This is a genomic window from Streptomyces flaveus, assembly GCF_014647675.1.
GTDB lineage: Bacteria > Actinomycetota > Actinomycetes > Streptomycetales > Streptomycetaceae > Streptomyces > Streptomyces flaveus.
The window spans coordinates 38,294-56,985 of record NZ_BMPQ01000005.1; the positions used below are offsets into that span (position 1 = coordinate 38,294).

Annotated in this window: 20 protein-coding genes and 1 pseudogene; 11 read left to right on the forward strand and 10 right to left on the reverse strand. The window is 68.9% G+C overall.

All coding sequences use genetic code 11. From position 1 onward, the window contains the following. From IEZ21_RS12070 to IEZ21_RS12080, 3 genes are all read right to left on the reverse strand, one after another. The coding region (locus tag IEZ21_RS12070) for a hypothetical protein (protein ID WP_189321887.1) at positions 1-190 on the reverse strand (190 nt) is incomplete at its 3' end. Positions 191-558: 368 nt separating this feature from the next. After that, entirely contained in the window at positions 559-2,205 is a 1,647-nt protein-coding gene (locus IEZ21_RS12075; protein WP_189322249.1) for an MDR family MFS transporter, read from the reverse strand. Between the two features lie 238 nt (positions 2,206-2,443). After that, entirely contained in the window at positions 2,444-3,109 is a 666-nt protein-coding gene (locus tag IEZ21_RS12080; RefSeq protein ID WP_189321888.1) for a GOLPH3/VPS74 family protein, read from the reverse strand. Positions 3,110-3,349: 240 nt separating this feature from the next. On the opposite strand from IEZ21_RS12080, the gene IEZ21_RS12085 reads away from it, so the two are divergent. Further along, positions 3,350-4,024 (forward strand): TetR/AcrR family transcriptional regulator, encoded by a 675-nt coding sequence (locus tag IEZ21_RS12085; protein ID WP_246567625.1) that lies wholly within the window; start codon positions 3,350-3,352, stop codon positions 4,022-4,024. A gap of 288 nt (positions 4,025-4,312) precedes the next feature. Continuing rightward, positions 4,313-4,936: a TetR/AcrR family transcriptional regulator gene (locus tag IEZ21_RS12090; RefSeq protein ID WP_189321889.1), complete on the forward strand. Its 624-nt coding sequence runs from the start codon at positions 4,313-4,315 to the stop codon at positions 4,934-4,936. 108 nt (positions 4,937-5,044) lie between these two features. On the opposite strand, the gene IEZ21_RS12095 is transcribed toward IEZ21_RS12090, so the two are convergent. Next, entirely contained in the window at positions 5,045-5,263 is a 219-nt protein-coding gene (locus IEZ21_RS12095) for a type II toxin-antitoxin system VapB family antitoxin (RefSeq protein WP_246567627.1), read from the reverse strand. After that, positions 5,260-6,009 carry a DUF4232 domain-containing protein gene (locus IEZ21_RS12100; protein WP_189321890.1) on the reverse strand — a complete coding sequence of 250 codons (750 nt, stop codon included), beginning with the start codon at positions 6,007-6,009 and terminating at the stop codon, positions 5,260-5,262. Before IEZ21_RS12100 ends, IEZ21_RS12095 begins: the two co-directional genes overlap by 4 nt. A gap of 215 nt (positions 6,010-6,224) precedes the next feature. Between IEZ21_RS12100 and IEZ21_RS12105 the strand changes: the two genes are divergently transcribed. The 6 genes from IEZ21_RS12105 to IEZ21_RS12130 all read left to right on the forward strand — a co-directional run bounded on the left by IEZ21_RS12105 (position 6,225) and on the right by IEZ21_RS12130 (position 12,533). Further along, on the forward strand, positions 6,225-7,571 hold the full coding sequence (locus tag IEZ21_RS12105) for a helix-turn-helix domain-containing protein (RefSeq protein WP_189321891.1): 1,347 nt from the start codon (positions 6,225-6,227) through the stop codon (positions 7,569-7,571). A 58-nt stretch (positions 7,572-7,629) separates the two neighbouring features. Then, positions 7,630-8,100 (forward strand): DUF5990 family protein, encoded by a 471-nt coding sequence (locus tag IEZ21_RS12110; RefSeq protein WP_246567629.1) that lies wholly within the window; start codon positions 7,630-7,632, stop codon positions 8,098-8,100. 209 nt (positions 8,101-8,309) lie between these two features. Beyond that, the gene (locus IEZ21_RS12115; protein WP_189321893.1) at positions 8,310-8,492 is read left to right on the forward strand and encodes a hypothetical protein; all 183 of its coding nucleotides are present in this window, start codon (positions 8,310-8,312) and stop codon (positions 8,490-8,492) included. 162 nt (positions 8,493-8,654) lie between these two features. Further along, the gene (locus IEZ21_RS12120) at positions 8,655-9,536 is read left to right on the forward strand and encodes a nuclear transport factor 2 family protein (protein ID WP_189321894.1); all 882 of its coding nucleotides are present in this window, start codon (positions 8,655-8,657) and stop codon (positions 9,534-9,536) included. Between the two features lie 246 nt (positions 9,537-9,782). Further along, positions 9,783-10,826 carry a zinc-dependent alcohol dehydrogenase gene (locus IEZ21_RS12125; RefSeq protein WP_213089291.1) on the forward strand — a complete coding sequence of 348 codons (1,044 nt, stop codon included), beginning with the start codon at positions 9,783-9,785 and terminating at the stop codon, positions 10,824-10,826. A 189-nt stretch (positions 10,827-11,015) separates the two neighbouring features. After that, complete coding sequence (locus IEZ21_RS12130) at positions 11,016-12,533, forward strand: MFS transporter (RefSeq protein ID WP_189321895.1); 1,518 nt, start codon at positions 11,016-11,018, stop codon at positions 12,531-12,533. 92 nt (positions 12,534-12,625) lie between these two features. On the opposite strand, the gene IEZ21_RS12135 is transcribed toward IEZ21_RS12130, so the two are convergent. Together IEZ21_RS12135 and IEZ21_RS12140 are read right to left on the reverse strand one after the other, a co-directional pair. Beyond that, positions 12,626-13,828 carry a low temperature requirement protein A gene (locus IEZ21_RS12135; RefSeq protein WP_246567630.1) on the reverse strand — a complete coding sequence of 401 codons (1,203 nt, stop codon included), beginning with the start codon at positions 13,826-13,828 and terminating at the stop codon, positions 12,626-12,628. 169 nt (positions 13,829-13,997) lie between these two features. Beyond that, positions 13,998-15,056, reverse strand: a complete 1,059-nt coding sequence (locus IEZ21_RS12140; protein ID WP_189321897.1) for an NAD-dependent epimerase/dehydratase family protein — start codon at positions 15,054-15,056, stop codon at positions 13,998-14,000. 345 nt (positions 15,057-15,401) lie between these two features. Between IEZ21_RS12140 and IEZ21_RS12145 the strand changes: the two genes are divergently transcribed. Beyond that, on the forward strand, positions 15,402-15,914 hold the full coding sequence (locus IEZ21_RS12145) for a GtrA family protein (protein WP_189321898.1): 513 nt from the start codon (positions 15,402-15,404) through the stop codon (positions 15,912-15,914). A 187-nt stretch (positions 15,915-16,101) separates the two neighbouring features. On the opposite strand, the gene IEZ21_RS12150 is transcribed toward IEZ21_RS12145, so the two are convergent. Continuing rightward, complete coding sequence (locus IEZ21_RS12150) at positions 16,102-16,398, reverse strand: hypothetical protein (protein ID WP_189321899.1); 297 nt, start codon at positions 16,396-16,398, stop codon at positions 16,102-16,104. 77 nt (positions 16,399-16,475) lie between these two features. Between IEZ21_RS12150 and IEZ21_RS12155 the strand changes: the two genes are divergently transcribed. Then, positions 16,476-16,682 carry a hypothetical protein gene (locus IEZ21_RS12155; protein ID WP_189322291.1) on the forward strand — a complete coding sequence of 69 codons (207 nt, stop codon included), beginning with the start codon at positions 16,476-16,478 and terminating at the stop codon, positions 16,680-16,682. Here IEZ21_RS12155 and IEZ21_RS12160 read toward each other — a convergent pair. Beyond that, positions 16,669-17,217 carry a TetR/AcrR family transcriptional regulator gene (locus IEZ21_RS12160; protein WP_189321900.1) on the reverse strand — a complete coding sequence of 183 codons (549 nt, stop codon included), beginning with the start codon at positions 17,215-17,217 and terminating at the stop codon, positions 16,669-16,671. The two genes, IEZ21_RS12155 and IEZ21_RS12160, sit on opposite strands and share 14 nt — an antisense overlap. Positions 17,218-17,242: 25 nt before the next feature. After that, positions 17,243-17,716 carry a nuclear transport factor 2 family protein gene (locus IEZ21_RS12165; protein ID WP_189321901.1) on the reverse strand — a complete coding sequence of 158 codons (474 nt, stop codon included), beginning with the start codon at positions 17,714-17,716 and terminating at the stop codon, positions 17,243-17,245. 186 nt (positions 17,717-17,902) lie between these two features. Between IEZ21_RS12165 and IEZ21_RS12170 the strand changes: the two are divergent. After that, a pseudogene (locus tag IEZ21_RS12170) lies at positions 17,903-18,520 on the forward strand (hypothetical protein); the annotation flags it as partial. Positions 18,521-18,692: the final 172 nt, after the last annotated feature.

An 18,692-nucleotide genomic window follows, 5' to 3' on the forward strand; every position in this document is an offset into this window, starting at 1 on the left:
TGACGACGACTCGGACCACGTGGGTACGCCGCCCCAGCTCACCTGCCGACAGCAGCTCTCGGTGGCGCACGCCGGATGCCCCCAAAGCGGTCCCCGCGTCTTGGGGGCGGTTGCGCCGTACGTACTGGGTCCGTACGTACTGGGTCCGTACGTACTGGGCGGACGCCGAGGTGACGATGAATGCCGTCACGGCAGCGGTGTCCCGGTCACCGGCGGCTTCGATGCGCCGCGCACGGCCAGGCTGCCCTCGCGGCACGCCTTCCGGCGCACTTCCCGGGTTGGCGCCGCGAGCTGTGGTCGTACGTGGACGGTGATCGCGCCACCTGCCGACGGGCAGAGCGGCGGCCAGGCGGTGTTGGAAGAGGGAGCGCGGCGCCCTGCATGGGCCGCGCGGCAGGCGAGTCAGCGGCACATACGGCCACGGCGGGAGGCCCCGGTCGGACGGGGCCTCCCGCCGTGCGGAAGCCGTGGGAAACAGGCGGACAAGGCCGTGGGAATGAGCGGGCGGACAAGAGGGTGCCGAGCGCCGAGCGCATTGCGGCGCCCGGCCACTGCCCGCTACCGGCTCGTACCTCTCCCCGACCCGGCCGCCAGTGCCGAGGGCACCGCGGGCTGGTCGGGGAGAGCGCTGCCGGGAGCCGGCGTACTGCCAGTGGAGAGGGCGCCGCCGCCTGAACCTGCCGCGGCGGCTGCCTCCTCGGCGAGTCGCTGCGTGCTGTTGCTCGTCTTGAGCGGCTTCTCCTGGATGAACAGGACAGCGATCAGGGCCAGCAGAGCGAAGGGCGTCGCCCAGAGGAAGAGGTCGGCGGTGGCGACTCCGTACGCGTTCTCCACCGACTCCCGTACGGACGCGGGCAGGGCGGTGACGTCCGGGACGCCGTGTCCGGCGGCCTCACCACCGGACGCGCCGCCTTCCTGCGTACGGTCCGCAGCCAGTTCGGAGGTGACGCGGTGGGCGAGGACTGCTCCCAGGACGCTGGTGCCCATGGTGCCGCCCATGCTGCGGAAGAAGGACACCAGAGAGGTCGTACTGCCCAGGTCGGCGGCGGGAACGTCGTTCTGTGCGACCAGGACCAGGTTCTGCATCAGCATGCCCACGCCGATGCCGAGAAGGGCCATGTAGAGACTCAGCAGGCCGAAGGACGTGTCCGCTCCGATGGTGGCCAGCAGAGCGAGACCGACGGTCATGAGGGCGGCGCCCGCGACCAGGTACCGCTTCCACCTGCCGGTGGCGCTGACGAGCTGCCCGGCGACGGTGGAGGAGGCGAGCGATCCCAGGATGAACGGCAGGCTCATCAGCCCCGCCGCCGTCGGGGACGCGCCCATGGCGACCTGGAAGAACTGCGAGAGGAAGACACTTCCGCCGAAGAGGGCGACGCCGACCAGCAGGGAGGCCGCCGTGGTCAGCGACACGGTGCGGTTGCGGAAGATCCGTAGAGGGATGACCGGCTCGGCCGCACGGGCCTCCACCCGCAGGGCCGCGCCCAGCAGCACGACGCCGCCACCGGCCAGAGCGGTGGACTGCCAGGACATCCAGTCGAACCGGTTGCCTGCCAGGGAGACCCAGATGAGCAGCGCGCTCACACCGGCGGTGATCAGGAAGGCACCGAGGTAGTCGATCCGCACCTCCCGGCGGATGGTCGGCAGGTCGAGCGTGCGCTGCAGCAACGCGATGGCCAGAAGGGCGAAGGGCACGCCGATGAAGAAGCACCAGCGCCAGCCGAGCCAGGGGGTGTCCACCAGGACGCCGCCGATCAGCGGTCCGGCCACCGTCGCGCCGGTGAAGACGGCACCGAAGATGCCGCTGTACCTGCCCAACTGGCGCGGCGGGATGACCGCCGCCATGACGACCTGCGTCAACGCGGTGAGCCCGCCCGCTCCCACGCCCTGCACCACACGGCTGAAGATCAGCGTTCCGACGTCCTGGGAGAAGCCGGCCACGAGTGAGCCGACGATGTACAGGACCAGCGAAAGCTGTACGAGCAGCTTCTTGTTGTAGAGGTCGGCGAGCTTGCCCCACAGCGGCACCGTCGCCGTCATGGCCAGCAGCTCGGCGGTGATGACCCAGGTGTACGAGGACTGGCTGGCCCCCAGCTCGGCGGTGATCCGCGGCAGCGCGTTGGACACCACCGTGCCGGCGAGGATGGCGACGAACAGGCCGACCACCAGTCCCGAGACCGTCTGTAACACCTGCCGTCGGGACATCGGCGCCGCGGGCACGGCGTCGGGCTCGTTCGATCTGGCGTTCTTGGGGTTCATGGGGTGTACAGGGCGCGTAGGGCGCATGGGATCTCCAGCTTGTGTAGACGTCACGGGGGACGAGCCCCGCTGTGCAGCCGCTTTCGCGCGCGGCACCCGGGCGCGGGCCGCCGTCATGCGGGGCAGCGGGCGGCTCGGACGGATCGGCGGTCGGCTCGGACGAACAGCCCACAGGGGGCTGTCGCTACTGCCCCCATCCGCCCCCGGACGGACGGAGGACCTGGATGGAAGTGCTGAGGGCATGCCGCAGCCCGGACGTCTTCTCGTCGAAGTGCCGGTCGAACGCCTTCAGGACCTTCTTGTGTTCACGGCGCTCCTCACGGGAGAACACGTGATACAGATCGCTCTCCGCGGCGAGCGCCGTCATGGCCAGGTCGTCGAACGGAAGGTCCGCCGGCTCAAGGCCCCGCAGGACGGGCTCCCGGACCTGCTCGCGTACGGCCAGCACGGTCTCCGGACGGTTGACCCGGACTTCGTGCTGGGCGAGCAGCGACAGCTTCTTCAGACCCCTGACGGGCGGGATGGTGATTTCTCCGGTACCGGCCAGTTGCTCACGCACCGCCGACTCGGCGGTGTGGGCGTACGGATGCAGCAGGTTGAGCCAGCTCTGCGGATTGTCCGCGGGGACCTGGCGCCAGACCTCGTCGAGGAAGGAGTCGCCGGGAGCGCCGGAGACCTGCCGGACGACCTTGGGCCGCTTCCCCTGCCGGACACCGATGAACTCTCCGTGGAGCAGCTGCGCGAGCGCCGCCGCACGCACCTTCTGGCCGCGGAACTGCAGGTTCTGGACCTCGAACTTCTTCTTGTCCACGGTGTACATGAGCAGGTACATCCGCTGCGGCAGGGTCATGTGCATGGGTCCTTCTCCCCTTTTGACGGCCACTCTCCTCGTGCGATGCCAATGGTCATCGCACGAGAACTTCTCCTGTCACTAAATGACAGTGTCACTAAGTGACAGACAATGCAAGCGCGGATGCACGCCTCCTCGGCAGCGCAGAGTGACGGGCGGTCCGGACTGGCACTTTCCGTCACTTAATGTCATTCTGACACTTGGTGTGCCGTTGTGAGCGAGGAGCGGATGGTGGCCGACATGGCATCGAAAGAGCGCAGCCGAGGCGGGATGAGCGAGCAGCGGCGCCATCGCGTACGCCTGGAGATCTCGCGCGAGGCTGCCCGCCTGTTCTGGGAACAGGGTGTGGATGCCACCAGCGGCGACCAGATCGCGGAGGCGGTCGGCCTGTCGACCCGTACCATCTGGCGTCATTTCCGCAGCAAGGAGAGCTGCGCCGAACCCATCGTGACGCAGAGCGTGGAATGGGAGATGGCCACCTTGCGTGGCTGGCCTCCTCACCTCTCCCTCGAAGACCATTTCGCCGCGGAGTCGATCAGATTCGCCCGAGAGGCCAGTGCGATGGATCAGGCGGACACCATGTTGGGCGTCAAGATGATCCGGCTGAGCGACACTGAGCCGGCCATTCGCACGGCCTGGCTGATGGCCTGCGACCAGGTGGAACGCGAGATGACCGAGATCATCGCGATCCGGCTGGGACTCAAGGCCGACGACCTCGAGGTACGCCTGCACGCCGCTGCGGCTTCGGCTGCTCTGCGGGTCATCAACGAGTACATCGGAGCCGCCCTTCTGGACGGCGTCGACCCTCGGGAGTTCGCCGACGCCCCCGCCCTCATCGCGAACGCCGTACGGAGGGCCACCGCGGGAACCGTGGGCGACCCGGTCTCGGCCGACGCGGAGGACCAGCAGGAGTGAGCGGCGGGCCCTGGAGCCCTACGAAAGTCGACGGGGGACAGGGGCCCGAACGACGGCCGCCTCGCAGGCCCGTCGACTGACGGCTGACGACTGACGGCTGGCGGCTGGCGGCCGTACAGGCCCCGCTCGGGAAGAGCAGCGCCCCGCCCCCGGCTCAGGCGCGCTTCTCTCGCGTACGACCAGCTTGCCGCGCATGCCACTTAGTGACACACTGCCATTTAATGACATGCAGGCGTTCGCTGCAGCAAGGGGATCCGCATGGCTACGGGCACACCACGTCCACGGGGAATGAGTGAGCAACGACGCCACCGGCTGCGTCTGGAAATCTCGCGAGAAGCCTCACGTCTGTTCTGGGCACACGGTGTGGCGGGGACCAGCGGCGACCGGATCGCCCAGGCCGTCGGTCTGTCGACGCGAACCATCTGGCGTCATTTCCGCAGCAAGGAAAGCTGCGCCGAACCCATCGTGACGCAGGGCGTGGAATGGGAGCTGGCCGCGCTGCGCAACTGGCCACCGCACCTTTCACTCGAAGAGCATTTCGCCGCGGAGGTCGCCAGGTTCGGTCGCCACGCCGACGCGACCGAGCGCACCGACACCTTGCTCGCGATGCAGATGATCAAGCTCGCCGACGACGAGCCGTCGATCCGTACCGCCTGGCTGATGGCCTGCGACCAGGTGGAGCGCGAAATGACCATGATCATCGCAAGACGGCTGAGGCGGTCTGCCACCGCTCCCGACGTCCGGTTGACCGGGGCAGCCGCGTCCGCCGCTTTCCGGGTCGTCAACGAGGACATCGGCGCTGCCACGCTGAGCGGCGCCGATCTCGGAGGGTTCACCGTCGTCTCACGACGGATCGCCCAGGCCGTACGCGACGCCACAGGGGGCGAGATCGGAGATCCGGTCCCCGGCTGAACCGCCCGGCCCGGCGTAGATCGCGTCGTACCAGGCCGATTGCGGTTATGGCTCGCGGAGCAGGCGGACCAGGCCGGACGTGTCGAGCAGGTAGATCACAGGCGTAGATCACCGGCTGTGCTTCTCCGCCCGGTGCAGGCGCTCGGCGTCCTCGACGGCACCCCACCCACGCGCACACTCGAAGCGACGGCTGATGCGCGCCGCACGCTCCTGCTGCTCGGCGTAGAAGTGCAGAGCGAGATTGACGGCCTCCTTCTTGTCACCCGCTCCACGGCCAAGGCCCAGGTCATCGACCTGGGCCTTGGCCGTGGACAGCCGGTGCGTCACCACTTCAGGGCGTCGGCCATGGTCGACTGCCAGTACGAGACTCGGATCGAGTCGTCGACGTACACGCCCTTCGCGGGGAGTGACGGGCGGGCGGCGCTCTCGCTCGGGTCGATGTAGACCGCGAGGGACTTGGCCGTGTAGCCGCCCGAGCCGCTGCCGTCCGCGGACGTGAGGAGGACGCTCGCATAGCCCGACTCGCCAGGGGCCAGCGTGACCACCGCCTGCGGCTTGGAGTCCTCGAAGGGCGGCGGGACGGACTGGGCCTCGTCGAATCGGACGGCCGGGTAGCCGGTGAGGTCGTGGCCGGTGAGGTCACAGTTCTTCGAGCCGATATTGGTGACAGTGAGGAGCATGTGGTTCAGGGGGCGGGAGACCTCCGTGGCGGCCATCCGCGTGGTGGCGCTGGAGCAGGGGATGGAGGAGGACACCGAGTCGTCCTTCGAGCCCGTGGAGCCCGAGGCGCCCGTGGAACCCGACGAACTCTTGGAACCCGTCGTGCCGCTTGAGTCGGCCGCGCCCCCTGCCGAGCCTTCGGAGGCCGAGCCCTCCTGGTCGGTCTCGCCCGCCCCGGTGGAGGTTCCTCCGCCCGTCTTGGCCGAAGGCGTGGTGGAGGCCGTGGACGCGGATCCTGTCGACGCCCCCTCGTCCTGGGTGCCCTCTCCGTTGTTGCAGGCCGTCAGTGTCAGCGTGGCGGCCGTGAGCGCGGCGGCGACGAGCATGCGGGTGCGGCTGGCGCGTGTGGACATGTGGATCCCCCTTGTGTGGAACGGGTGTTGGCAGGGGCCGCTCGACCGGGTGCCGGGAGCGGCGTGTTTGGATGGCTGAAGCTTGTGCGGTGATCCGTCCCGGGCGCCACGACTGCCGGGCCATCCGGGACGCTGGAACGCTCGCAATAGCTCTGACCTGGGGGAACGACCTCCCCCTGGAATGGCGGTCCGGGACATGAGGAGAGGGAGGAACGGTGGCGGGGGACGAGTTATCCGAGTTCTCTGAGCTGTTGGGCCGGTTGAAGGAGCGGTCCGGGCTCAGTTACGGGGTGCTCGGGAAGCGGCTGCACACGAGTGCGTCCACGCTTCACCGGTACGTCAACGGGGATGCCGTACCGACGGATTACGCGCCCGTGGAACGGTTCGCGCGGGTGTGCAAAGCCACGCCCGAGGAACTGGTGGAACTGCATCGGCGATGGGTTCTCGCGGACGCCCGTCGGCGGCAGAAGGCGAGCGGGGCCCCCGCGGAGGAGGAACCGCAGGCCCGGACAGCGGCGGAGGCTGTGACCAGGGCGGAGGCCAGGACCGAGGCGGACGTCAAGACCGGGGCGGCTGAGGCCGAAGCCACGGCCGAGGCCACTCCCGAGGTCGAGCGGTGGCCCCTGACGAAGGCTCCCGTGGCGCGGCGGCGGCGTACCGTCGCCCTCGCCGGGGCCGCCGTGGCCGCCGCGCTCGTGGTGAATCTTGTGCCCGACGAGGGCGATGACGGCCAGGGCGGGACGGGGGCCGTGGGTGCCGCCTCCCCGTCCGCCGACGAAAGTCCCAGCGCCTCCAAGCCGTCCGACGCGAAGGGCAGGTCGCCCTCGCCGTCCGCCTCGCGCAGCGGCAGTCCTACGGTTTCCCCGTCCGCCTCCGCCTCCCGGAGCGGTGGCGCCGGGGCCGAGGACGGGGCTGGGGCGGGCCAGGGCGGCGGTGCCGAGGACGGGGCCACCGCGCCCTCCGTCGTCGTCGATCCGTACGAGTGGGAAGGGCCGTGCAGCCAGCACTACCTGGTCGACAAGGGGCCCGAGCAGGTGGTTCCGCCGCCGAGTGAGTCGGAGGCCCGCGGGTGGGTGAACGCGCTCGGCGCCGTCGCCGGCGGGCAGCAGATGCTCGAGCTGACCGTGCAGGGCACCGGGAGCGCCACCGTCGTGCTGGACGAACTGCATGTGCGGGTGGTGGAGAAGAGCGCGCCGCTCGACTGGAACGACTTCGCGATGGGCGTCGGGTGCGGTGGCAACGTGGACACGAAGGCGTTCAAGGTGGACCTCGATGCCGGGCGGCCCGCGGTCTCCCCCAAGGCCGGTCAGCGCGACTTCCCGTACAAGGTGAGCCAGTCCGATCCCGAGGTCTTCTACGTCTTCGCGGACGCGCGGGCGCACAACGTGAGCTGGTACCTGGAGCTGGACTGGTCCAGCGGCGACAAGCAGGGCACCGTACGCCTCGACGACAACGGCAACCCTTTCCGTACGAGCGGGAACGTGGGACGGCCCGCGTACAACTACCAGCTCAGCAGCTCCGAGTGGGCGCGGGACGAGTGGGACCCCAACATTCCCGGCTGAGCGGGCAGCGGGCAGCGGGCAGCGGGCAGCGGGCAGCGGGCAGCGGATGATGGCCGGTATGCGCATCCGTATCGACGCCGTCGACCTGCCCGGCCGCACCGCCCGCCCTGCCCCCGCCGACGGCACCGTCCCCACGTACGCCAACCTCCATGTCGCTGTGCAACGCCGTGACCGCCCGGCCGAACTCCTCGACCCACAGCCCGGCGACGCCGCGTCCGCGACGTGGACCCTGGAGTGCACCGCGACCGCCTCGCCGACCGGCGTCGACGTGCAAGGCCCGTACGTGCAGGACCGTCTGGGCCGCCGGTTCATCTACCTGTCGTGGGGCACGGTCGACGACTCGGGCCGCTTCATCATGTTCCGCCGCGCCAAGCTCATGCTCGACGTCATCCCCGCGGACATACTTGCCGCCGCCGCACATGGCGGCCTGCTGGTCGGACGCCTCGGCCTGACCGACGCGCAGGGCGGGCCTCTGTGCGCACGAGTCGAGCCCCCGCACATCACCTGGACCGCCGAGCCCGTCGGCTGAGTTCCGGGTGTCCTGCCGGGTGTCCTGAAGAGGGCGTGCTCCCGCCCCCTGGCGGGCGCGAGCACGCCGACGACCACAATCGCCCCTGGTCAACGCGGGTTGATCACCCCTGTAAAGAAGTTGCTTGACTTAAGTAACAGGAACATGGTTACCTAACTCAAGCAATCGAACTGCCGCTTCTCCCGAATCCTCCCGAAAAGGAAACTCCCATGAAGGCTCTGCTCTCCTCCCGCCCCGCCCTGTGGTTCTTGCTCCTCTTCAACCTCGGCGTCGCCGCAGTCGCACCCTTCGCCGTCGACGGCGCACAGGGCCTCCTGACCAGCGCCGGCATGGGCGTCGTCTCCCTCGGCGCGGGCGTCGGCCTCCTGCGGAGTCGTACGCAGCGAGCTTGAACGCCTCTCCTTTCACTCCGCTTCTGTACCCCCACGGGGAGTTCACCGCACAGGTCACCGCCGGAGCGGAGTTCTGCCCTGCTCCGGTGACGTGCGGCTCTCCGCACAACCAGTTGTCCCTCTCTCACACCTCGGGGCTCCTCGCCCCCAGAAAGGAAGACCATGAAGGACCGGGCCAAGGTCGAGGACCTGCTCGTCGCGTCGGATCTGCAGGTGCAGAGCTCCGAGACCGCGTGGAAGCACGTCAGGGCCGAGTACGTCGACGTCATCGACGACATCCTGGCGACGCTGGCGCCGAGCGGCCCCTACGCGTACACCGTCAGCCCCTCGGTCGAGGAGGGCAAGGAACTCCCGACCCAGCGCATCGTCACTACCTTCGACGAGATCGCCGCGTCCTACCGCGGCATGCACCGGTTCGCCGCCGTGGTGGCGATCCGCCCCGTCGCGGAGATCAACGGCTCCTGGTACACCTTCGTCAGCGGCCTCGGGCGCGGGCGCCTCAAGACGACCGGCGAGGAGAGCGAGCGGCCGGTCGTCGTGATCTTCCCGACGATGGGCTCCGAGGGCATCACCGGGGAGCTGTTCTGGGGCAGGACCCAGCAGGGCAGCATGCCGGGAGACCCGGCCGACGGGGTGCTGGCCGGCCGGTACGCCGTGGCGGGACTGCATGGGACCCTGCTCGACGCGTACCGCAAGGGCGACATCGACGCGATCGTCGAGAGGGCTCATCCCGAGATCCAGGGCGGCGTGCGTGACTACGTGTCGCATTCCGGGACCCTGCCCGCGATGCACACCAAGGACGACCTGCGAGCCAACCTCGAGGCCTTCTACGCCGCGTACTCCGTCCGCTCGATCGAGGTCGTCCACCAGCACTTCGACGACTGGTTCTTCTTCCACGAGCTGCGGTGGACGGTCGAGGCCCGGCAGGGCGCGAACGCCGAACTCAGCTTCCGCTACCACACCGCCGAGTACGCCGAGGTGTCGGCCGCCGGACTCGTCGTCGCCCACATCGGCCACGGCACGGACCAGATCAAGCTCGGCTGAATCGGCGTTCGGGTCAGCATCCGGACCGTAGTGACGTAGTGACCACCCCTGCGTAACCACCCCCTGAGACCCGGGGGCGCCTTGAGCGGAGGCGCCCCCGCCGCGCCGAATCCCGTGGGGACGGGGAACGGCGCTCCCTTCGGGCCCGGCGGCCCGAACAACTACCCCTGCACGCCAGGGCGTTCCCGCCGCCGGGCCCGATGTCGGAACTTCAGAGCTTCAGAACTTCGGAAAGAGAGTCTCCTCATGGCCACGATGAAGTCCGTCCAGACCGGTGGCGTCGGCAAGATCGACGTGGTGAACGTCGAGCGTCCCGTGCCGGGACCGAAGGACGTTCTGGTGAAGGTCCGCGCCTGCGGCATCTGCGGCACCGACATCACCTTCCTGCACATGGGCGGCATGCCGGCCCGCGCACATGCGGGCGGCGAGCTGATCCCCGTGGCCCTGGGACACGAGCCGGCCGGCGAGATCGTCGAAGTGGGCGCCGAGGTCGCCGACTTGACGGTGGGCGACCGCGTGGTCGTCAACCCGCAGGACGCCCCGACCGGGATCATCGGCTGCGGCGGGAAGTTCGGCGGCATGAGCGAGTACCTGCTCATCGAGAACGCCGTCCTGGGCAAGAGCGTCGCGGTGTTCCCCGACATCGTGCCCTTCGACGTCGCCGCGCTGAACGAGCCGATGGCGGTCGCCCGGCACTGCGTCAACCGTTCCGAGGCGGGGCCGGCCGACAAGGTCGTGGTGTTCGGTGCCGGGCCCATCGGCCTGGGCGCCACCATCTGGCTGAAGCTGCGCGGCGTCGAGCACGTCGTTGTCGCCGACGTGATCCCGTCGCGTCTGGAGAAGGCGCTGGCGGTCGGCGCCGACGCGGTCATCGACTCGGCGAAGGAGAACGTGACGGAGCGTCTGACCGAACTGCACGGTCAGGCCGCCAACGCGCTCGGGCAGCCCCGCGCCGGTACCGACATCTACATCGACGCCGCCGGTGCGCCCGCTGTGTTCCAGGCCGCCGTCGACTCCGCGAAGTGGAAGGCCAAGCTGGTCATGGTCGCCGTACAGAAGAAGGGGTCGGACATCGACCTCGGCGGCATGCTCCGCAGCGAACTGACCCTCGTCGCCTCGCAGGGCTACCCCACGGAGATCTTCGAGGTGACCCCGGAGATCGTGGAGCACCACGAGCGCTTCGCCAAGCTGATCAGCCACCGCGTCCCGTTCGCCGAGGCGGGCCACGCCTTCGAGCTCACGCTGACGCCGGGCGCCGCGGAGAAGGTCGTCGTCACCTTCGACGAGTAGCCGCGGAGGGCGGGGAGTTCTGGGTTCGTGTCGTCGGCTGCGGGGCCCGGCGACGCGAACCCTGGTCGGGCGGGTCACCGACTTCGGCCGACGTACTTGTTCAACCGTATTACTTGCTTAACTCAACCAATGGTATTGTGCTTGAGTAAGTCAAGCAACCCACTTGCTCTCTTCGACGGAGGCCGTCTCATGTCCGACACCCCTGCCCGATCCTCCGACGCCGGGCATTCCTCCCCCACTGCCCGAAAGGCGTGGGAGGTACCCCCATCGCCGAGGTCGAACGCCGTGGTGGCGGTTCTGGCCTTCGCCGGCATCGTCGTCGCGCTGATGCAGACCCTCGTCATCCCGATCGTCCCCGAGCTGCCCCGGCTCCTGGACGCCTCGGCGTCGAACACCGCCTGGGCGGTCACCGCCACCCTGCTGGCCGCCGCCGTCGCCACCCCCGTGGTCGGCCGGCTCGGTGACATGTACGGCAAGCGCCGCATGCTGCTGGTCAGCATCGTCCTGCTGATCGCCGGCTCGGTCGTGGCCGCGCTGAGCGACTCCGTGATCCCGATGATCGCCGGACGCGCCCTGCAGGGCCTGGCGGCCGGTGTCATCCCGCTCGGCATCAGCATCATGCGCGACGTACTGCCCGCCGAGCGGCTCGCCGGCTCGACCGCGCTGATGAGCGCCTCGCTGGGAGTGGGCGGTGCCCTCGGCCTGCCCTCCGCCGCCTTCATCGCCGACAACTTCGACTGGCACATCCTGTTCTGGACCTCGGCCGCCCTCGGCGCCGTCGCCCTCGCGCTCGTCCTGGTCCTCGTACCCGAGTCGAAGGTCCGTACCGGTGGACGCTTCGACTTCATCGGCTCCTTCGGCATGGCGACCGGCCTGGTCTCCCTGCTGCTGGCCATCTCCAAGGGCGGCGACTGGGGCTGGACCAGCGCCACCACCCTGGGTCTGCTCGCCTTCGCGGTCGTCGTCCTGCTGGTGTGGGGCTGGTACGAGCTGCGCACCGCGCAGCCGCTGGTGGACCTGCGCACCACCGCCCGCCGTCAGGTGCTGTTCACGAACCTCGCCTCGGTGGCGTTCGGCTTCTCGATGTTCGCGATGTCCCTGGTCCTGCCGCAGGTGCTCCAGCTGCCCGAGGCCACCGGCTACGGCCTCGGCAAGTCGATGCTCATGGTCGGCCTGGTCCTGGCACCGCAGGGCCTGGTGATGATGGCCATGTCCGCCGTTTCGGCGAGCATCACCAAGGCCAAGGGCCCGAAGACGACCCTGATGCTCGGCGCCGTCATCGTCGCCGCCGGCTACAGCCTGAGCCTCGTGATGATGTCCGAGATCTGGCACATCATCCTGATCGCCTGCGTCATCGGCGCCGGTGTCGGCTTCGCCTACGGCGCCATGCCCGCCCTCATCATGGGCGCCGTCCCGCCCTCCGAGACCGCCGCCGCCAACAGCCTCAACACCCTGATGCGCTCCATCGGAACCTCGGTCGCCAGCGCCATCGCCGGCGTCATCCTCGCCCAGATGACCACCGACTTCGGCGGCTTCCCCCTCCCCTCCGAGAACGGCTTCAAGGTGGTCATGGCCATCGGCGCGGGCGCGGCCGTACTCGCCTTCTTCGTCGCCTCCTTCATCCCGCGCCAGGGCACCACCGCCCAGGAGGCACCGGCCACCGAGGGCCCGGCGAACACCGCGGAGGTCGCCGAGGTGAAGGTCTGAGCCACCGCGGACACCGACTCCAGGCGGTCGCCCCTCGCATTCGCGGGGGCGACCGCCTGGCTGTTCCCCACGTTCCGCACCGTTCCTGGGGATCAGTTGTGCGCCGCCCGAGAGCTGGGCGGCTCGTGCGGTTCGCGGCGCTGGGAAACCGTCACGGACACCGCGGCCAGTGCGGCGACCGCCACGCCGGTGGCAGGCACCGGGACATCGGTGAAGGTGAGGGCGAGGACCACTACCGCGGTGCCCGGGATCAACAGCGCGTGCGCGGCCAGGGCGTGGTGCGGGCGGATGTGCAGCAGGTAGAGGACGAGCAGGAAGACCGCCACCGGCACCGTGACCGCCGCACCGGCGGCGGCGTCCGAGATCTCCGAGTGGTGCGTGACATGGTCGACGTTCACCGCCAGGCCCGCGCCGACCGCGGCCGCCGAGCCGAAGACCAGGTAGTGACCGTAGCCCCAGGGGAACGCGGCCCGGTCGGAGGTCAGGAAGAGGGCGGCGGGCTTGGCGAAGTACAGCCACCACATCGACAGGACGATGAGCAGGCCGCCCGCCGCCACGGCGTAGAGGCCGACGGTCGCCTCCCGCGCGTCCAGGGCCTGCTGCACGGCCGTGGTCGCCGCCAGTACCGACTCGCCCAGGACGATCAGCGTGAACAGCCCGAACCGCTCGGCGATGTGATGCGGATGCCAGGGCGTCCGCCCCGCGGCCTCGGCCCAGACCGGGACGGCGAGGTCGAAGAGTGCCAGAACGGCGAAGAGCGGCATGCGCGAGTCGTCCGGCAGGAAGAGCCAGCCGATCCAGGCGCACTGGACTACGACGAGACCGGCGGCGTAGCGCACAGCGGTCGCCCGGGCTTCCGGGTGGGCCCGGGCCGCCCGCAGCCACAGCGCGACCAGACCCAGGCGCATGACCGTGTACCCGACGACCGGAATGGTGAAGTCATGGTCCGCGAAGGCCCGCGGCACGCCGGAAGCAAGGACGAGAACCCCGGCGATCTGAACGAAGACCGCCAGCCGGTACGGCACATCATCGATGTCGTATGCCGATGCGAACCAGGTGTACCCCATCCAGGCCCACCAGATGGCGAAGAAGACGGCGAAATAGCTGGGGACCCCCGTCGAGGCGTGGTCCTCACTCACCGCGTGGTGGAGCTGCGCGGCGACCTGCGCGACGGCGACGACGAAGCACAGGTCGAACAGCAGCTCAAGCGGGGTGGCCGCGCGGTGCGGCTCGGCGGGGTCGCGCGCCCTCATCGTGCGGAACCACGGTCTGAGAAACGGGGCTTGTTCGCTCACGCCTCATTCTGCGATACGTGGGGGGCCGCCGCCCTGCGGTTTCCGGCCTGCGCGGCAGGGTTGTCGGCCGCCGCCCTCACCCGGAAACCGCACGGGGGACACGGCCACTCACGTGCAGGCGCGTTGACCAGGGGGAACGCCCCGAGGCGGCTGATGCCGTGACCGGCGTTCAGTTCGTCCCTCGTTGCCGCCGCCACGCCTCGTAATGGTCCAGGACGGTCTGCCCGATCGGGCGGTAGGTGACGCCCAGTTCGTGCACGCTCCTGCTGTTGTCCACCCGGAACCGGATGCCGAGGTGTTTGCGGATGTAATCCTGGGTCAGGCCGAAGGCCGGGCCCAGGATGCGTACCGGCCAGTGCGGGAGCGCGGTGCGAGGGAGGCGGAGATCGCGGGGATGTTGGGTCCGGATGATGCGTGACATCTCGTGGAAGGACGTCATCGTCTCCGCCGCGACGATGTAACGGCCTTTCGCATCAGGGTTTTCCGCCGCCGCGATGTGCGCGTCGGCCACCTCTCGCACATCCGCTGTCGTGAAGCTGAAGTCCGGCGCCCCGTAGAAGAAATAGCCCTTGAACAACTCCTCCACCAGGAACAGGCTGCCGGATTCGGATGCGGGGGTGAGCGAAGGTCCCAATATCAGGCCGGGGTTGACGGACACCATGCGCCAACGGTCCTGGGCCGCCTCCGCCACCCATGCCGCGCGTTCCGCGAGCGTCTTCGCGTAGTGGTAGGGATTGTTCTCCACCGTGCTGGTGGTGTTGAAGTACTTCTCCGAGAGCACCTGGTCGTCCATGCGGCGGACGTCGATGTAGTCGCCGAAGATCGCGCCGACGGTGGACGTGAAGACCAGTCTTTGGACCGTCGACGTCCTCTCGATGCTTGCCACTACGTTGCGGGTGCCGAGCAGGGCCGGATCGACCATGTCCCTGCGGCCGTCTTTGATCTTCTCCGGCATGAAGAACGGCGACGCGGCGTGGAACACCACGGTGCAGCCACTCATCGCCTCGTCGAAGGAGCCTTCCCTGAGCAAGTCCGCCTCGAACAGGGACAGTCGGCCGGGATACGCCTCCTGCATTGCCCGAAGTGGCCGCACCTTCGCCGTATTCGCCGTGCTGCGCACGGTGGTGTGGACCCGGTAGCCCCGCTCCAACAGCTGCCTGACCAGATGGCTGCCGACGAAACCACTGCCGCCGGTCACCACAACGGTTGTCTCCGCGCTTCCGTCCACGCTCTCGCTCCTCGGTCCCGCACTCCTCGGTCCCGGCCAGTGTGCCCTGTCCAACCTTGCGTGTCGGCTGGGCAGTTGGCCTTGACGGACGGATGAAGCCCTCCCCTCCGCTTCCTCGCCCACCTCCGCTACGGCCGGCGTTATGCCCAACTCGTGGCCGTGAGCTCGTGGTCGTGTCGACACCGGGAGGACCTTGCCGACGGTGGCATCCCGTCGAAAGAGGGGCCAGTCATTGCTTGCGTAACTCAACCAAATAAGCTTATGCTTGAGTAAGTCAAGCAAACTTCACGGTCGAGCAAGTCGGCCTCCGAGGCGCGCGCCCACCTCTACCCCGGAGGGACCCTGATGAAGTCGCCGCTCCCGTTGAAGCCCGAGTCGGTAGCCTCGGCGGCCCCCGCCGCTTCCGGTCCACTCGCGTCTTTCGCGCGGTTCGTAGTGTTCGGCGGCGGCATCGGTGTCCTCTCCAGCGCGACCGTGCCGCTGCTGGCCGCGGTGATGCCCTGGGCGGCAGCCAACGCGGTGATCACCATCGCCTCCACCCTCCTGTGCACCGAGCTCCACGCGCGCTTCACCTTCAGGACCGGGCGACGAGCCGAATGGCGCCAGCACTGGCAGTCCGCCGGCTCGGCCACCGCCGCCTATGTGGTGACCTGCACCGCGATGTTCATCCTCCACACGGTGCAGCCGTCACCCGGGATGCTGACCGAACAGGTCGTCTACCTCGGCGCCTCCGGCCTCGCCGGCATCGGCCGCTTCATGGTTCTGCGCCTGTTCGTCTTCGCTACCGGCCGCAACCGCACCCGGGTGCCGATGCGGGCGACGAACTCGGCACGCTTGCCTGCTCTCCTTGCGGCGTAGCGGAAGACCGAGCTGCCCGGCTCTGCCGTGGTGACGGCGGATGCCGCCCCAGCCGACACGGTCGAGACGGTCGAGCGGGAAGTGGCCCGCGTCTGACCGAGTGCGCACAGGCGAGAGGCTCCCGAATCGCTCCGGGGGCCTCTCGCGTTGTCCGTACGGCTACGGAGTACAACTCGGCATCCCGCAGTCAGTCCCATGTGAGGCACTGTCTGCCGGGGTCGACGTGAAGGCGAAGGCGGTCGGCAGCAGGTTCGCCGGCCGCGCGCCACGCCATGATCTGGTCGGTGATGCTGTCCCAGAGCCGTGTGTGTCCAGCCTGGCGGACCATCCAGCGCTCGTCCGAGTCCTGGAAGAGGCAGGCCCAGGTCTGAGTGTCCACGTCGATGAGGACGTGATCGATGCCGCCGTCGCGGGGCAGGGTGAGGCGCTGAGCATGGGGCGCTGCGAACTGGGCGATGAACCGTGGCGTCCAGTCCTCCAGCATGTCGGCGCCCAGGGCCGCGGGCTCCGCTTCGGCCTCGCTGAAGTCGGGCGGGATGCCGAGCGGGGGAGGGTGTGGGGATGCGGGAGCTGGAGCGGATCACGGCTCGCCGGAGTGAACTGGACACGCTTGCTGCGGAGTTGGCCAAGCAGCTGCAGGAGGTCCAGGCCGAGCGGGAGGAGCTCGTGATCGCCGAGCGGGTCCTGAACCGGCTGGCCGAACTGGGCTACGAGGAAGGCTCGGGGCCGTCGTCGCCGAACTGCCGGTGGCGGGTCATCGAGCGGTGAGGACGTGCGCCCACGGCTCGTCGATGTCGGCCAGGCCCAGCACGGCGACCACGTTGTCGAGCATTCCGGCGCCGAACCAGCGCCGTACGGCGTCGTCGTCGCCCAGCAGCTGCCGGACGGTGTCAACCTGCTTGGCGTAGCACCGGCGCACGGCCTGTGCCACCAGCGGCTCGCCGGCGGCACAGTTCGCGTGCATGAGGAAACGCAGGATGTTCCGGTCCGCGACGAGCGCGGCGTAGGCGCCGCGTGCGGCTTCCAACGCCGCCTCGGGCGTCGGCCCTGCCCCACCCGAGGCCGGTGAGTGCGCGACCAAGGTTTCGTTCATGACGACGGACACGTGGTCGACCGCCGCCGCGAACAGTGCTTCCTTGTTCGGGTACAGGCGGTAGAGATACGGCTGAGAGATGCCGACCCACTCTGCGATCTCGTGCGTCGTCGTACCGTAGAAACCTTTTTGCGCGAAGCAGTCGACCGCGGCGGCCATGATGGCCCGGCGTCGTTCGTCGCTCTTCGTGCTGGTACCGGCGGCAGGCATGGGCGTCAGTCAAACACGGCTCCCCTCAGCCTCCAAAAGTCACGCTGAGGTCGGAGTCGGACGGCACGTCGTGGGGCGTGAGCGCCTCGATCGCCACCAGCGGGTTCCAGTAGTCCAGGTAGCGGGTGATGCGCGCGTCGTCATCGGTCCGGACGACGGAGATGCACGTCTGCTCGTACGGCTTGCCGGTCGGCAGCGCCGTGCCCTTCGAGCGGAATTCGGCGATCACCAGACTCGGATCGACCGTCTCATGGAACACCAGGTCGACGAACTCGACGTCAAAGGTCTCGGGAAAGTTGCTCATGTGCGCGCGCAGTGCGTCTCGCCCCGTCACTCGCTGGGGCACGCCGGCCGGCGCGTACGGGAACTCGAGCACCGCGTCCGGGGCGAACAGCTCCACCCATTCCTCGACGCGTCCTGCGGCGGTGAGGCGCAGGTGCTCGGCCAGGGCGTGCTGGGCAGCGGCGCGGCGGGCGTCGTCGTCTTCCTTGACTGTCATCTTCACTCCTAAGTTAGTGGTCGACCTATAACATACCACGCCGCGAGCCGCTGTTCGGGTGGTCGAGCAGGAGGTGACGCCAGGAGATCCCGGTCCGGTTCACGTACAGGATGGCGTCCGGGAAACGCCCCCCTCGGCGGCAGGCGGCGGCCCGGCACCGTCGGCGCCCGTCACGCTTCGGCGAAGATCGTCGGTCACCGGGAGACTTCGCGGTTCGTCAGGACCAGCAGAGCCCTCACCAGGGCGGTCGCCCACTTCGGTACGCCGCGTCGTGCCACAGCCTTGCAGGCGGCGGAAGCCCTGGGAGAAGACGTGCACGCACTCTGACCGGCGCTTCGACAGGCCCGTCCCGCCCGCGCCATCAGCCCTGAACTGGTTGCGCTCTACGAGCAGCGGGCGGACATCCCCGTATCCACGTTCGTAGACATGATTACGCAGGCCCGCGAGCGGATCGACGTGCTGGTGTACGCCGCTGTCTTCCTCCATGAGGCGTATCCGCGGCTGAACCATCTGCTGCATGAGCGAGCGGCCGAAGGCTGCGCCGTCCGCGTCGCGGTGGGCGACGCCGAAAGCGAGAACGTCCAGGCGCGGGGCCAGGAGGAGCGGTTCGGCCACGGCATCGAGTCTCGTTGCCGACTGGCCCTGATGCACTACAGCTCGCTGATCGGTACGCCCAACATCGAAGTGCGGACGCATGGAACCACGCTCTACAACTCTCTGTACCGCGCGGATGATCAGATACTGGTCAACGCCCACGTCTGGGGAGTGAACGCGTACGGTGCTCCCGTGTGGCACCTCCGCCGAAAAGGAAGCCCGCTGTTGGCTAGGGCGGTCGGCTCCGCGACTCTAGGCAGCCACCATGGGGCGAGTCTCGAAGATCATGTTCAGGCTCTAGATCGTCCGCGCAGTCGGCGGTACCTTGCCACCATGACTGACAACCGAAAGGGCAATGCCGCGTAGGCGCCCATCTGCTGTA